The organism is Pseudomonas baetica, from assembly GCF_019733355.1.
GTDB classification, from domain to species: domain Bacteria; phylum Pseudomonadota; class Gammaproteobacteria; order Pseudomonadales; family Pseudomonadaceae; genus Aquipseudomonas; species Aquipseudomonas baetica_A.
In genome coordinates, this window is sequence record NZ_JAIHLQ010000016.1 from 147,997 (window position 1) to 161,947 (window position 13,951).

Sequence of the window (13,951 nt, forward strand, 5' to 3'; positions counted from 1 at the left end):
CCATGAAAACAGCCACAGTACCGGGCGTTGTTCAGGATTCCAGTGCTACAACCGCCTCGAAGAAAGCAACCGCTACCGACAAACTCGGCATGGTTTCCATGACCTTGCTGGTCATCGGTGCCATGGTGGGTGGCGGTGCCTTCAACCTGCCACAAAACATGGCACAACATGCGGGACTCGGTGCGGTACTGATCGCCTGGCTGGTGTCCGGGCTGGGTATTTTCTTTCTGGCACGTACCTTTCAAGTGCTGGCCGAGATCAAGCCAGACATAACCGCCGGCATCTACATGTACTCGCGCCAGGGCTTCGGCAAGTTCGCCGGTTTTCAGGTTGCCTGGGGCTACTGGCTATCGTCCGCCTTCGGCAACGTTGGCTTCGCCGTGCTGTTGATGGACACGCTCAACTACTTCTTCCCCCCGTACTTCAAGGGCGGCAACACCTGGCTGGCGATCCTGATCGGGTCGAGTGTGTTCTGGATACTCAACTGGCTGGTATTGCGCGGCGTCAAGAGTGCGTCGACGCTTAACGTGATTGGCACGATTGCCAAATTTGTCCCCATTGCGGTGTTTGTCGGTGTGGTGGCCGTCTCGGTGAAAGCGGGTCTGTTCACGAGCGATTTCTGGGGCAACGTCGGCGACAACGTGGCCGGCGGCAAGCCACTGGGCAACCTGCTGGAACAGGTGAAAAGCACCATGCTGGTGACCCTCTGGGTGTTCATCGGCATTGAGGGCGCAGTGGTCATGTCCGACAAATCGGACGCCAGGACGGTGAGTCGAGCAACATTGCTGGGGTTCTTTGTGACCTTGCTGCTGTACGTCCTGATTTCCGTGTTGCCCTTCGGGATCATGACGCAGGCGCAATTGTCGGTCATCGCGCCGCCGTCCATGGCAGCGATCCTGGGGTCGATTGTCGGCAAATGGGGCGAGTATTTCGTTAACGCTGGAGTGTTGATCTCGGTGCTGGCGTGCTGGCTGGTGTGGACCATGCTGGTGGCGGAACTGCCATGGGCGGCGGCAAAGGACGGAACCTTTCCGAAAACATTCGCAGTGACCAATAAAAAAGGCGCGGCCTCGGTATCGCTATGGGTCTCCACCGTGGTGATGCAGGCCGTGATGATCCTCATGTATTTCTCCAACAACGCCTGGAACGTGATGATCTCCATCACGGGCGTGATGATATTGCCGGCCTATATCGGCGCTACCGGTTTTTTGTGGAAAGTCATGGCAAACGGGCGCTATCCAGCCACCGCAAAAACCGCCAAAACCACAGCGCTGGTCACCAGCATCCTGGGCACGATCTACGGGTTCTGGCTGGTTTATGCCGCTGGCCTCGAGTACATGATCGCCGGCGCGGTGTTCTTCGCCCTCGGCAACCTGGTGTTCATCTGGGCACGCAAGGAGCACGCGCCGAATGAGCCAGTGTTCAGCATGATCGAGATGATCGTGGCGGGTGTACTCGTGGTGCTTGGGGTCGTGGCGATGTGGATGTTGTTCAGTGGGCATCTGACGCAGGTCTACACGCCGTGAACGATTGCTTTGTTCATCTGTGCGCGCGCAGCCCACTCACGCAAGACGAAAATGGCTCGTGCCTTCGTAAAAGGTATGGGCCGTAATAGGCCAGACCGCAGGGCTTGGCCCACTCACAACCGGGAGCTTTCGATGAACAGTTCATATCTTGCGTTTGTGTTGCTCTTCAGTTCGACCTTTTGCCTGGCCGCGCCACTCGATGGCGCGGCCCTGTACCAAAGCAACTGCGCCCAATGCCATGGCGAACGTGGAATGGGTGGGGCGGTTGGCATGGGCGCGATGACACCCGGTATGGGAGGTTCAAACGGCGGGCAGGGCATGATGAATGGGATGGGCACAATGGGCGGTCAGGGCGGCTCGGGAATGACGGGGCTTCAAGCGCCCAAACTGGTAGGCGATGCCAGTGCCTGGAAGCCTGAGTTATTTGAGCGTGCAGTGCTCCAAGGCATCGATGATGAAGGTGAACCTCTGAGCAGGGTCATGCCGCACTGGGGGTCATCGAGCTTCAGAACCGACCATGGAAAACCGCCCACCCGAGAGGAAATCGACGCTATTCAGCAGTATTTGCAAGCGCAGAAATAGCCGGGCCGTTCTGGGTTGCGTCATTGATTCGCCAGTCACCAATCGGCACGGCACGCCACCCGCGTTCCTGACCGAAAAGGGGAAATATCATGAACATGCAAGACACCCATGTCCCGCAAGCGGATCTGCACGCCATCCCGGTCGCCTCTGAAGCCACTCTTTACACTTGCCCGATGCACCCGCAGGTGCGACAGAGCGGCCCGGGCAACTGCCCTGAGTGTGGCATGACGCTGGAACCCGTCATCCCCACCGCCGAGGACACCGAGAACCCGGAGCTACAGGACTTCAGCCGCCGCTTTTATTGGACCCTGCCGCTGAGCGTGATCGTCGCGATACTCGCCATGTCCGGACCCTACCTGCACGGGTTGGATATGGCCCTGCAGAGCTGGATAGAACTGGCGTTGACCTTGCCGGTGGTGCTCTGGGCAGGTTTTCCGTTCTTCAAACGGGCAGTGCAATCGGTTCTGCACGCCAGTCCGAACATGTGGACACTCATCGGCCTGGGGACGTCGGCGGCCTTCGTTTACAGCGTGGTTGCCACTGTAGCGCCTGGGGTTTTTCCGGCCTCGTTCGTGACCATGGGGCGGGTGTCGGTGTACTTCGACGCGGCGGCCATGATCATTTCATTGACCTTGCTGGGCCAGGTACTTGAGCTCAAAGCCCGGTCGAAGACGGGCGCGGCTATCAAATCATTATTGGGGCTGGCCCCGAAAACGGCACGGCGTATGGCTGACGACGGGAGCGAAACGGATGTCGCGCTGGCCGATGTGCGGCCCGGGGACCAACTGCGTGTGCGCCCTGGCGAGAAGGTACCGGTTGACGGTGAAGTGCTAGAGGGCACCAGTGCGGTCGATGAATCAATGCTCACCGGCGAGCCTATGCCCGTGAGCAAAGGCGTCGGCGACAAGCTGATCGGCGCCACCCTCAATACCAGCGGCGCACTGGTGATGCGGGCGGACAAGGTTGGCGCGGATTCGGTGCTCGCCAGCATTGTGCAGATGGTCGCGCAGGCGCAGCGTTCGAGGGCCCCGATGCAGGGTATGGCCGATACCGTAGCGCGTTATTTCGTTATAGCCGTCATCAGTGTCTCGATACTGACCTTTTTCATATGGGGGCTGTTCGGGGCCACATCGACGGGGGAATCGGGCTGGGTCTATGGACTGATCAATGCCGTGGCGGTGCTGATCGTCGCGTGCCCTTGTGCCTTGGGCCTGGCCACACCGATGTCGATCATGGTCGCCAGCGGCAAGGCTGCGACAAGGGGCGTACTGTTCAAGGACGCAGCGGCGATCGAGAACTTCCGTAAGGTCGACACCTTGATCGTCGACAAAACCGGCACCCTGACCGAGGGTCGACCGCGCTTTGACCGCGTGATCGCCGCAGCAGGCAGCACCGAGGACGACGTGCTTCAACTGGCTGCCAGCCTGGATCAAGGCAGTGAGCATCCTCTTGCCGCCGCCATCGTGAGCGCTGCGCGTGAACGCGGCATGACCCTTGGCAAGGCCGAAGACTTCGAATCGAGCACGGGCATTGGCGTGCGCGGACGGGTAGGGGGCAAAACCCTGGCCTTGGGCAACGCCTTATTGATGGAGCAGCTCAAGGTTTCGGTGGACGGCTTGAAATCCCAGGCCGAAGCACTCCGGGCCGAAGGGGCCAGCGTGATGCTGCTGGCCATCGACGGCAAAGCCGCAGGGCTGCTGTCGGTATCCGACCCCATAAAGTCCAGCACAGCCGCCGCTTTGACGGAACTCAAAGCTGAGGGCATCCGCGTCATCATGGCCACGGGTGATGGGTTGACGACAGCCAAAGCCATTGCCGCGAAGTTGGGCATCGAAGAAGTACACGGGGGTGTCACACCGGCCGATAAGCTCGCGCTGGTGGAGCAACTGCAACAACAAGGATGCGTCGTCGCAATGGCCGGAGACGGTATCAACGATGCCCCGGCGCTGGCCCGGGCCGATGTCGGCGTAGCGATGGGAACAGGCACAGACGTTGCCATGAACAGCGCCCAGATCACCCTCGTCAAAGGCGACTTGCGTGGTATTGCCCAAGCGCGTGCGATTTCGCAGCAGACGGTCACCAACATGAAACAGAACCTTGGCTTTGCGCTTGTCTACAATGCGCTCGGCGTGCCGTTGGCTGCCGGTTTGTTGTTTCCGTTCACCGGTTGGTTGTTGTCGCCGATGGTTGCCGCGTTTGCCATGAGTCTGAGCTCATTGTCGGTCGTGACCAATGCACTGCGCTTGCGTGGCTAGGGTTCTACTGCGCAGAGTCACTTGCCCGTTCAGATATCTGACGGGCAAACGATGTTTTCTCTCTGATTTGTGGTGCACTTACTGCTTGTGCTCGATAACGGTTTCAACCAGCCAATAGCCGGTCCGTCCATAGTGGTGATGCAGGTTCGATTCTTGTTCCCGATTCAACTGCTCAGACGACTCATAAGGCGGCGATGCCTTGATCGAGGCGCATTCGAGGTCGACCGACACGGATTTATCCAGCCAACGGATATCGTCAATCCATTCAGGAGCAATCAACACTTTGTGCCCAAGCCACCAGTTGCTGGTGTTGACCACAAGGTATTGAATCGCCCAGGTCTGTTCGTTGATCAGCACGCTGTCGACATGCCCAACCTCGCCATCGGTGGCTTTGATGTGATACCCGATGATGGCTTTGCAACTGCGTAAGTGCGGGTCGTCATCTTCATGGCGCGCGCGCTCGGCTTTTGCACTCTGCTCGCGGGCATGTTCGTCTTGAGGTGGACCACCCGGCAGCCCGTAGCCACCGGGGTACATCCCGGCATTCCACATGCCTGCGCTTCCCCAGTAGTACGGATAACCGTAGTAACCCAGGTATTGCATTTCATGTTGTCGAGAGACCGGTTTGTCGACGTCGATACTTGGGCTGTTTTTGACTTGATCCTTGGTGAGCGCTACGTGCAGCCGACGTTGCGTCCAGTCGGCGTCCTGGATGGAAAGGGGAGTGATCAGGACCTTGCGGCTGGCAAGCCAGGCGCCGGTCTCGACGACAAAATAACGGATCACCCACGCCTCATTGTCGAAATAGAAGTCTTTGACTTCCCCGATGTCACCATCGGTTGCCGCAATGGTGTAATCCTTGAGGTCTCGCATGCTTCGTAACATAGGACTGTCCTTCGTAGCGCACCGATCGATGTCCTCGGCACATGGAAAGGCTGCAGGCCGATTATTCGACCTGCCCAAGGACAGGGTGTGCTTTTAACGGCGTCAGCGTCTGTTCGCTGGCGCACGCTGAAAGAGCGGAGTCAGGTGGGTTTATTCACGGAGGAAGGGATCGGCGACCCGCGACGTTTTTGGCGCTCAAGCCATTCAAACAGCCCCATGCCGACCAGCATGGCGATGACGAAAACGGCGCCTTTGCCGATGCCCGCACCTAGCAGAACCAGGGAAGGGCCAGGGCAAATGCCTGCCAGGCCCCAGCCCAACCCGAACAGGAGGCTGCCGATGACCAGGCGCCGGTCGATGTGTCGAGCGGTAGGCAGGTTCATGGGCAGGCCGAGCAGTGATCGGGTGCGGGTTCTGGCGAACTTGAAGCCTACCGCCGCCACCGCGATGGCGCCGGCCATGACGAAGGCCAGCGACGGATCCCAGCGCCCGCCCAAATCGAGGAAGCCAATGACTTTTGCCGGGTTTGTCATGCCGGAAATCAGCAAACCGATACCGAAAATCAGCCCGGCAAGCCACGCGTAGAAGAGCGGCATGGTCAAAGGCCTCCCAGAAGGTGCTTAACGACAAAAACGGTAACGAAACCCGCCCCCATGAACACCAGTGTCGCGACCGCAGAGCGCGTCGATAATCGCGACAATCCACACACACCGTGGCCGCTGGTGCAGCCAGCGCCATAACGCGTGCCGACGCCGACGATCAAGCCAGCGACAATTAACAGCGGATATCCGGCATCGATCTCTATCGCAGGCATAGCGGCGACCAGGCTAAAAGCCAGTGGCGCCATTAGCAGGCCCAAAACGAACGCCGCACGCCACGCAATATCCCCGGTTATCGGGCGCAGCAGACCGCCGACAATGCCGCTGATGCCAGCGATGCGCCCGTTGAACAGTATCAACAGCACTGCCCCCGTGCCGATCAGCAAGCCTCCGATCAAGGCGCTCAACGGCGTGAAGTGGTTCATGTCGATCATGACGCTCTCCTTACAGGGGCGTGTGGAGTGAAGGTTGATCGCGATGCAATCCTGATCATCTGATGGCCGTGGGGGGGGGGGGGGGGGGGGGCGGNCCAAAGCGGTCAGCGCGAGGATAGGCTGATTGAAGCTGCCGAGTGGCTGATTTTTAACGATCCGTCGGGATCAGCCGTCAAGGATCGAGAGCACCAAGGATTAATTCATGCCCAACCAGTTTGGGAGCGCCAGGGTAATCCACGGGACATAGGTGATCAGTATCAGGAACAGCAGCAAAAGCATCAGCCAAGGCATCGCGGCCTTGATGGTCGCGGGCACTGACATCCCCGTCACGGCGGAAGTCACGAACAGGTTCAGACCGACGGGCGGTGTGATCAAGCCGATCTCCAGGTTGACCACCATGATGATGCCAAGGTGAATCGGGTCGATACCCAGTTTCATGGCAATGGGGAAAAGGATCGGGGCCAGAATCAGGATAATGGCCGAGGGTTCCATGAAGGCGCCGGCGATCAATAAAACCACGTTCACCACCAGCAGGAAGGTCACTGGCGTCAGCCCTGCTTCAATGACCCAGGCCGTGATTTGCTGGGGCAGTTGCTCGGTGGTCAATACGTGAGCAAACAACATGGCGTTGGCAATGATGAACATCAGCATGATGCTCAGCTTGGCCGAGTCCAGCAGGACTTTGGGCGTTTCACGAAACGTCAGGTCCTTGTAGACGAACAAGGCGATGAATGCCGAATACACCGCAGCAACGGCAGCAGCTTCGGTGGGGGTGAACATCCCGCTGTAAATGCCTCCCAGGATGATCAGCATCAACAGCAGGCCCCAGATCGCCTTGCGCGCCGTGCCGAGAAACTCACGCAGCGTGGCGCGCGGCATGGCAGGCAGGTTTTTCTTCACCGCGACGATGTAGATGGCCACCATCAGCGATAAGCCCAGCAACAAGCCGGGTATGACGCCGGCCATGAACAACTTGCCGACGGAGGTCTCGGTGGCAGCCGCATAGACCACCATCACGATCGAGGGCGGTATCAGAATGCCCAAGGTCCCGGCGTTACAGACGATTCCCGCGCCGAATTCCTGCGGATATCCAGAGCGAACCATGCCGGCAATGGCAATCGACCCGACGGCTGCCACCGTTGCCGGGCTGGAGCCGGAAAGGGCGGCGAACAGCATGCAGGCCAATACGGCGGCAATCGCCAGTCCACCGCGGATATGACCGACACAAGCGTTGGCAAAGTCGATCAGGCGACGTGCAACGCCACCGGTGGTCATGAAGGCGCCTGCCAGCAAGAAAAACGGAATGGCCAGCAGTGTGTAGTGTTCTGAGGTCTCAAACAGCTTGATCGCGAGGGAACGGACAGAGTCCGGACTGAAAAACACAATGGTCAATGAACCGGCCAGGCCCAGGGATATGGCAATCGGTACACCGATGAACATCAGTGCAAAGAGTGTCGCGAACAGGAAGGCAATGGTCATTGTTTGTCGTCCTCGTGCTCGGTCAGTTTCATCACGTCAGCGGCTTCATCGGCCAGGCCCAGCCCGGTCTGGCGGTGCAACAGGATGCGCACGAAAATTTCAGCGAAACGGATGAATACCAACGCAAAACCCACGGGAACAATCAGCCCTATGTGCCATTGCATGATGCCGAAATGGCCCAGATCTTCGGCGCCTATTCCTGCTGTCATCAAGGTATGAATCCACTCGAAGCTGGCCACACTGAGCAACCCGGCGTAGGTCAGGCAGCACAGACAGGCCAAAATGCCAATGAGCCGCTGGACGGGTTTGCTGGCCAGTTTGACCAGCGCATCAACGCCGATATGACCGGCGGTACGCACCCCGTAGGACAATCCGAAGAAGATCAGCCAGCCAAATAGCGCCTTGGTGAGCGAGGTGCTCCACGTCATGGCCTGAGCCATTGTCATGACCCGATCGCCCATGGCGAATAACGTTTCGCTGGCGCCTTCCCAGTTGTCGGCAAGTCGGTAGAAGAGCGTATAGAGGTTGTTGAGGATGACGTAGACGAACGTCACCAACGTCATGGCGGCCAAAAGGAAGACAATGAAACCCTCCTCGAAGTGTTCCCATATGCGCCGAAAGGCATTCATGGATGGCATCTCCTGTAGCGTGATGACAGGCAGGTGCTGGCGTGCCAGCCCCTGCCCACCGGTCATTTGGCCTTGTTGGCGGCTTCGGCAGCAGTGATCAGCTCAGGGCCGATATCGGCTTCGAATTTTTTCCAGACCGGCTTCATCGCGACGCGCCATTGATCGCGTTGCTCAGGTGTAAGAGTGATGATTTCGGTGGTTTTGGCAGCAATGATGCTTTGCTTGGCGTCCTGATTGAGTTGCTCGGCCTCTTTGTTCACCTGGGCGGTGACTTCCACAATGATCTTGTCCAGCTCATTGCGAATATCCGGCGGCAAGCCATTCCAGAACTTGGTGTTGGTGATCAGCATGTAATCCAGCACGCCATGGTTGGACTCGGTGATGTATTTCTGTACCTCGTTCATTTTCTGGCTGTAGATGTTCGAGTAAGGGTTTTCCGCACCGTTGACCACACCGGTTTGCAAGCCCTGATACACCTCGGCAAAGCTCATCTTGCGCGGATTGGCGCGCAGGGCCTTGAATTGCTCTTCAAGTACGGCCGAGGCCTGCACGCGGAATTTCAAGCCTCGGGCATCGCCAGGAACACGCAGCGGCTTGTTGGCAGATAGCTGCTTCATCCCGTTGTGCCAATAGGCCAAGCCTGTGATGTTTTTGCTTTCCATGGACTTGAGCAGTCCTTGGCCCTGCGGGCTCAACTGAAAGCGGTCGACCGCGGCGATGTCATCAAACAGAAAGGGCAGGTCGAACAACTGGACGGTCTTTGTGTACTGCTCGAACTTGGCCAGCGATGGCGCAATCAACTGTACGTCGCCCAACAACAGGGCTTCCATTTCTTTGCCGTCACCAAATAACGACGAGTTCGGATAGACCTCAACCTTGACCTTGCCGGGCAAGCGTTCCTCGACCAGCTTCTTGAACAGCACGGCGCCTTGCCCCTTGGGGGTCTGCTCGGCGACAACGTGTGAGAACTTGATGATGATCGGATCAGCGGCCATGGCCGTGCCCATGCTGCCTAGAGCAAGCGTGCAGGCGAGTGCCTTGCATAGGTATTTGAACATTTGGGGGAATTCCTCTTCTTTTAGTTTTTGTACAGTTCAATGTTCTGACGCGCATTCGTTATACGGCCAACCACAAGTCTAGGCAAAAAATCATGTTTGAAGGCTGATTCGCGGATTTTGCTGGAGCGCAATGCGAATAACGTCAAGCACCCGCGCGCCAAGACCTGCAATTGCCCCTGAGTAGTTTCCGAACCTTTTGCCAGTCAACAGGGCTGCCCTGGCACTCAAGATCGGTGCGTATAGGTAGTTTCCGAGGCTACTCATCAACCCTTCAGGCGCCTAGATTGAAGTCATCGCAGTGCAAAGCCAGGGCGGGTGCTTTGGCGTTTTTGCCGAATGCCTGGCAGTGGTTGACGGCCCTCATAGGCGCAGCCATGGCCCCATCCATTTTGATAGAGACAGACAGACAGGCAGGTTTATCTGGCTCTGAACAAAAGGCGACTGACATGTCCGAGTTACCAAACCCTGAGCAAAATCATTTGCTTGCCGCGCTGCCGGTCGAGATTCGGCACCGCCTGTTGCCTCAACTGGAGCTGGTGTCATTCCCGCTGGGCAAAGTCCTTTACGAGTCCGGAGGCGTTTTGCGCTACGTCTATTTCCCGACCGACTCCATCATTTCATTGCTCTACGTCATGGAAAACGGCGCGGCGGCCGATATTTCGGTGGTGGGTAATGAAGGGTTGATCGGTGTCGCCTTGTTCATGGGCGGCGAGAGCACCTCAAGCCGGGCGGTCGTGCAGAGCGCCGGCTACGCGTTCCGGCTCAGAGGGCAACTGCTCAAGGACGAGTTCAATCGCCACGGCGAAATGTTGCGTCTGATGCTGCGTTACACCCAGGCGTTGATCACGCAAATGGCGCAGACGGCGGTTTGCAATCGTCATCACTCAATCGACCAGCGTCTGTGCCGTTGGTTGTTGTTGTCGCTGGATCGCCTGCCGGGTAATCAGCTAGTCATGACTCAAGAACTCATTGCCAACATGCTCGGTGTGCGCCGTGAAGGCATTACCGAGGCTGCCCGCAAGTTGCAGAAGCTTGGCGTGATCGAGTACTGCCGAGGGCTGATCACCGTGCTCGACCGCCCCCAACTCGAGGAATTGAGTTGCGAGTGTTACGCCGTTGTTAAGCATGAGACCGACCGACTTCTTCCTTGCGCTCAGCCAGAACACTTGCGCAGGCCTGTCTGTCATGCGCTCACGGCGCATGTCCACTGATGCTGTGACGGCCTCTTGTGTTCGCTACCGCACAGCGGCCAGTGAGCGCGCGGGTGATGATGGAGCAAGGTTTGACGGGAGACGACACGATGAAGGAACGACAGGCGGGAACCGAGAAGGATGCGGCTGACTTCGGTGTGGTCGCAGCCATACGTGGCAGCGTCGTGGACATTCGTTTCGCTGCCGCGCTGCCGCCCATCCACACCCTGTTGCGCGCAGGCGATGCGGGCAAGATAGCTATTGAGGTATTGGCCCAGCGCGACGAACATCATGTGCGGGGTATCGCGCTGACGCCCACGCAGGGCCTGGCACGAGGGATGCCGGTACATGACACCGGTGGGCCGTTGCAGGCCCCGGTCGGCAAGCAGATTTTGTCGCGCATGTTCGACGTCTTTGGCAATACCATCGATCGCCAGCCCGCGCTGGAGGCTGTGCAATGGCGTTCTGTGCATCAGCCACCGCCGCCTCTGGTACGTCGTTCCACCCGCTCCGAAGTCTTCGAGACCGGTATCAAAGCCATTGATGTGCTGACGCCGCTGGAACGCGGCGGCAAGGCGGGCCTCTTCGGTGGGGCCGGCGTCGGCAAGACGGTTCTGCTGACCGAAATGATCCATAACATGATCGGTCATCAGGAGGGCGTGAGCATTTTCTGCGGTATCGGCGAGCGCTCCCGTGAGGGCGAAGAGTTGTACCGGGAAATGAAGGCCGCCGGCGTATTGCCCAACATGGTGATGATCTTCGCCCAGATGAACGAGCCGCCCGGCGCGCGTTTTCGCGTGGGGCATGCGGCGCTGACAATGGCCGAATACTTTCGCGACGACGAACAACGCGATGTGTTGCTGCTCATCGATAATATTTTTCGCTTCATTCAGGCCGGCTCGGAAGTCTCTGGTCTGATGGGGCAGATGCCGTCCCGTCTGGGTTATCAGCCGACGATGGGCACCGAACTGGCGGCACTGGAAGAACGTATCGCCAACACCGACAGCGGTGCGATCACCTCGATTCAGGCGGTGTATGTACCCGCCGACGACTTCACCGATCCGGCGGCGGTGCATACCTTCTCGCACCTTTCGGCGTCGATCGTGCTGTCACGCAAACGCGCCAGCGAAGGGCTGTTTCCAGCCATCGACCCGCTGCAGTCCAGCTCCAAAGTGCTGACGCCGGGTATCGTCGGCGAGCGCCACTACCAACTGGCGCAGGCCATTCGCCGCACGCTGGCCCAATACGCCGAACTCAAGGACATCATCGCCATGCTCGGGCTGGAGCAATTGTCGCCCGACGACCGCAAAGTGGTGGCCCGTGCGCGGCGTCTGGAGCGTTTTCTCACACAGCCATTCTTCACCACCGAGCAGTTCACCAACATGAGCGGCAAGCTCGTCAGTCTGGAGGATGCGCTGGATGGCTGTGAGCGCATTCTGGCGGACGAATTCAAGGATTTCCCCGAGAGCGCGCTGTACATGATCGGGGCGGTCGACGAAGCCAAAGCCAAGGTTAAACCGCCTGCCAGTAAGGCTGCCAAGGAGCCCACTCATGCTGCTGATGACACTTAAAGTGTTGTTGCCCTTCGAAGTGTTTGCCGTCGAGGCGAACGTGTCGAGCATCGTTGCCGAGACGGCACAAGGGGCATTCGGCTTGCTGCCCAGGCGTCTGGACTGCGTCGCGGCGCTTGTGCCGGGCATCCTCAGTTTCGAGAGCGAGGCGCAAGGCGAAGTGTTTCTGGCGCTGGACGAGGGCGTGCTGATCAAGACCGGGCCGGATGTCGTGATCTCGGTGCGTCGGGCGCTTCGCGGCGATGATCTGGCCCACCTGCGCGGCGCCATCGAACAGCAATTCCTGGCCCTGGATGCGCAAGAGCAAGCCATGCGCCAGACCATGACACGGCTGGAAACCGGGTTTATGCGCCGGTTCGTGTCCTTGCGCGATCATGCGTCATGAAACCGGATCCCAAGCGCACGCCTGCCGGCCTGACACTGGCTGAACAAGTCGGCGCCAAGGCCGCCCGCAAACTCAAAGCGCGCCGCAGGGGCACACCCGTGGTGTGGTTCGGCCTGGGCATGATGGGCTTGATTGGCTGGTCGGTGGTGGTCCCTACGTTACTGGGCGCAGCCCTTGGACTGTGGATCGATCGGCACCATCCCGGCGGCCACTCCTGGACGTTGGCCCTGCTGGTGGCGGGGCTCACCCTTGGTTGCCTGAATGCGTGGCACTGGGTGTCTAAGGAAGATCAGGCCATGTATGACGAACCCGATGAGAAGGAGCAGGGTGATGATTGATCAAGGTACTTGGGCGCTGGTTTGGCTGGCGGCGTTGTTGGCAGGTGCCGCGCTGGGCGGCGTGTTTTTCGGCGGTCTGTGGTGGACGGTGCGTCGGGGCGCGTCATCGCCGACACCGGCACGCTGGTTTCTCGCCAGCCTGTTGCTGCGAACCGCTACCGTGCTATTTGGCTTTTACCTGGTCGGTGCCGGTCAACCGCTGCGATTGGGCCTGTGCATGTTGGGTTTCGTCATGGCTCGCGTGATTGTCTTGCGTGTCACCCAACCGAGTGCGGTCGCCATGGCGCCGCCAACCTCCGGACCGCCACCATGCGCCTGACCCCCGATGCCTGGATCTTTTGGCAATACGGTTTCTTCAAGCTCAACGCGACCATTGTCTTCACTTGGGCACTGATGATCGTGCTGGTGTTGGGTGCCGCGCTGATTACGCGACGTCTTGCCACCGGTCACCAACGCTCACGCTGGCAAAACCTGCTGGAGATTGTGGTCACCGCCATCAGCGGGCAGATCAAGGATGTCGGCCTGCAGCAACCTCAGCGCTACCTGAGTTTTCTCGGTACGTTGTTCCTGTTCATTGCGGCGGCGGCATTAGCCACCGTGATCCCCGGCTACGAACCGCCCACCGCATCGCTGTCGACGACGGTAGCGCTGGCCCTGTGCGTGCTGGTGGCGGTTCCGCTGTTCGGCATCTGGGGCCAGGGGCTGGCCGGCTACCTGAAGTCGTACATGCAGCCGACGCCGATCATGCTGCCCTTCAACCTCATCAGTGAAGCGTCGCGCACGCTGGCGCTGGCTGTGCGCCTGTTTGGCAACATGATGAGCGGTGCGATGATCATCGCCATCCTCCTATCCATCACGCCGTTTGTCTTCCCGATCGTGATGACGGTTCTGGGCCTGCTCACTGGCATGGTGCAGGCCTACATCTTTACCATTTTGGCGGCGGTTTACATCGCCGCCGCCACCCGCCGCAGCCCAGCGGCCACACCCCCTTCATCGACGCCGGACACCTGAGCCGCCGCG

Annotated in this window: 15 protein-coding genes; 9 read left to right on the forward strand and 6 right to left on the reverse strand. The window is 59.2% G+C overall.

Annotated elements, in window-relative coordinates:
• Positions 1–2: 2 nt before the first annotated feature.
• The 3 genes from K5E40_RS16395 to K5E40_RS16405 all read left to right on the forward strand — a co-directional run bounded on the left by K5E40_RS16395 (position 3) and on the right by K5E40_RS16405 (position 4,363).
• The gene (locus K5E40_RS16395; protein ID WP_221731724.1) at positions 3–1,526 is read left to right on the forward strand and encodes a basic amino acid/polyamine antiporter; all 1,524 of its coding nucleotides are present in this window, start codon (positions 3–5) and stop codon (positions 1,524–1,526) included.
• 132 nt (positions 1,527–1,658) lie between these two features.
• Positions 1,659–2,108, forward strand: coding sequence for a cytochrome c (locus K5E40_RS16400; RefSeq protein ID WP_221731725.1), 450 nt, complete (start codon positions 1,659–1,661; stop codon positions 2,106–2,108).
• 173 nt (positions 2,109–2,281) lie between these two features.
• Positions 2,282–4,363 carry a copper-translocating P-type ATPase gene (locus tag K5E40_RS16405; RefSeq protein ID WP_221731815.1) on the forward strand — a complete coding sequence of 694 codons (2,082 nt, stop codon included), beginning with the start codon at positions 2,282–2,284 and terminating at the stop codon, positions 4,361–4,363.
• A gap of 78 nt (positions 4,364–4,441) precedes the next feature.
• On the opposite strand, the gene K5E40_RS16410 is transcribed toward K5E40_RS16405, so the two are convergent.
• The 6 genes from K5E40_RS16410 to K5E40_RS16435 all read right to left on the reverse strand — a co-directional run bounded on the left by K5E40_RS16410 (position 4,442) and on the right by K5E40_RS16435 (position 9,447).
• Positions 4,442–5,248 (reverse strand): PRC-barrel domain-containing protein, encoded by an 807-nt coding sequence (locus tag K5E40_RS16410; RefSeq protein WP_221731726.1) that lies wholly within the window; start codon positions 5,246–5,248, stop codon positions 4,442–4,444.
• Between the two features lie 140 nt (positions 5,249–5,388).
• Complete coding sequence (locus K5E40_RS16415) at positions 5,389–5,844, reverse strand: YeeE/YedE family protein (RefSeq protein WP_221731727.1); 456 nt, start codon at positions 5,842–5,844, stop codon at positions 5,389–5,391.
• 2 nt (positions 5,845–5,846) lie between these two features.
• A complete protein-coding gene (locus K5E40_RS16420; RefSeq protein ID WP_221731728.1) occupies positions 5,847–6,281 on the reverse strand; it encodes a YeeE/YedE family protein in 435 nt (144 codons plus the stop codon).
• A gap of 195 nt (positions 6,282–6,476) precedes the next feature.
• Positions 6,477–7,760: a C4-dicarboxylate TRAP transporter large permease protein DctM gene (dctM, locus tag K5E40_RS16425; RefSeq protein ID WP_221731729.1), complete on the reverse strand. Its 1,284-nt coding sequence runs from the start codon at positions 7,758–7,760 to the stop codon at positions 6,477–6,479.
• Positions 7,757–8,389 (reverse strand): TRAP transporter small permease, encoded by a 633-nt coding sequence (locus tag K5E40_RS16430; protein ID WP_221731730.1) that lies wholly within the window; start codon positions 8,387–8,389, stop codon positions 7,757–7,759. Before K5E40_RS16430 ends, dctM begins: the two co-directional genes overlap by 4 nt.
• 62 nt (positions 8,390–8,451) lie before the next feature.
• A complete protein-coding gene (locus tag K5E40_RS16435) occupies positions 8,452–9,447 on the reverse strand; it encodes a TRAP transporter substrate-binding protein (RefSeq protein WP_221731731.1) in 996 nt (331 codons plus the stop codon).
• 446 nt (positions 9,448–9,893) lie between these two features.
• On the opposite strand from K5E40_RS16435, the gene K5E40_RS16440 reads away from it, so the two are divergent.
• From K5E40_RS16440 to K5E40_RS16465, 6 genes are all read left to right on the forward strand, one after another.
• Complete coding sequence (locus tag K5E40_RS16440; RefSeq protein ID WP_221731732.1) at positions 9,894–10,658, forward strand: Crp/Fnr family transcriptional regulator; 765 nt, start codon at positions 9,894–9,896, stop codon at positions 10,656–10,658.
• Positions 10,659–10,747: 89 nt separating this feature from the next.
• Positions 10,748–12,208 (forward strand): F0F1 ATP synthase subunit beta, encoded by a 1,461-nt coding sequence (gene atpD / locus K5E40_RS16445; protein ID WP_221731733.1) that lies wholly within the window; start codon positions 10,748–10,750, stop codon positions 12,206–12,208.
• Positions 12,189–12,593, forward strand: coding sequence for a F0F1 ATP synthase subunit epsilon (locus tag K5E40_RS16450; RefSeq protein ID WP_221731734.1), 405 nt, complete (start codon positions 12,189–12,191; stop codon positions 12,591–12,593). The genes atpD and K5E40_RS16450 overlap by 20 nt, the downstream gene beginning before the upstream one ends.
• A complete protein-coding gene (locus K5E40_RS16455; protein ID WP_221731735.1) occupies positions 12,590–12,931 on the forward strand; it encodes an AtpZ/AtpI family protein in 342 nt (113 codons plus the stop codon). The genes K5E40_RS16450 and K5E40_RS16455 overlap by 4 nt, the downstream gene beginning before the upstream one ends.
• Positions 12,924–13,250 carry an ATP synthase subunit I gene (locus K5E40_RS16460; RefSeq protein ID WP_221731736.1) on the forward strand — a complete coding sequence of 109 codons (327 nt, stop codon included), beginning with the start codon at positions 12,924–12,926 and terminating at the stop codon, positions 13,248–13,250. The genes K5E40_RS16455 and K5E40_RS16460 overlap by 8 nt, the downstream gene beginning before the upstream one ends.
• Positions 13,241–13,942: a F0F1 ATP synthase subunit A gene (locus K5E40_RS16465; protein ID WP_221731737.1), complete on the forward strand. Its 702-nt coding sequence runs from the start codon at positions 13,241–13,243 to the stop codon at positions 13,940–13,942. The genes K5E40_RS16460 and K5E40_RS16465 overlap by 10 nt, the downstream gene beginning before the upstream one ends.
• The last annotated feature ends 9 nt before the right edge of the window (positions 13,943–13,951 follow it).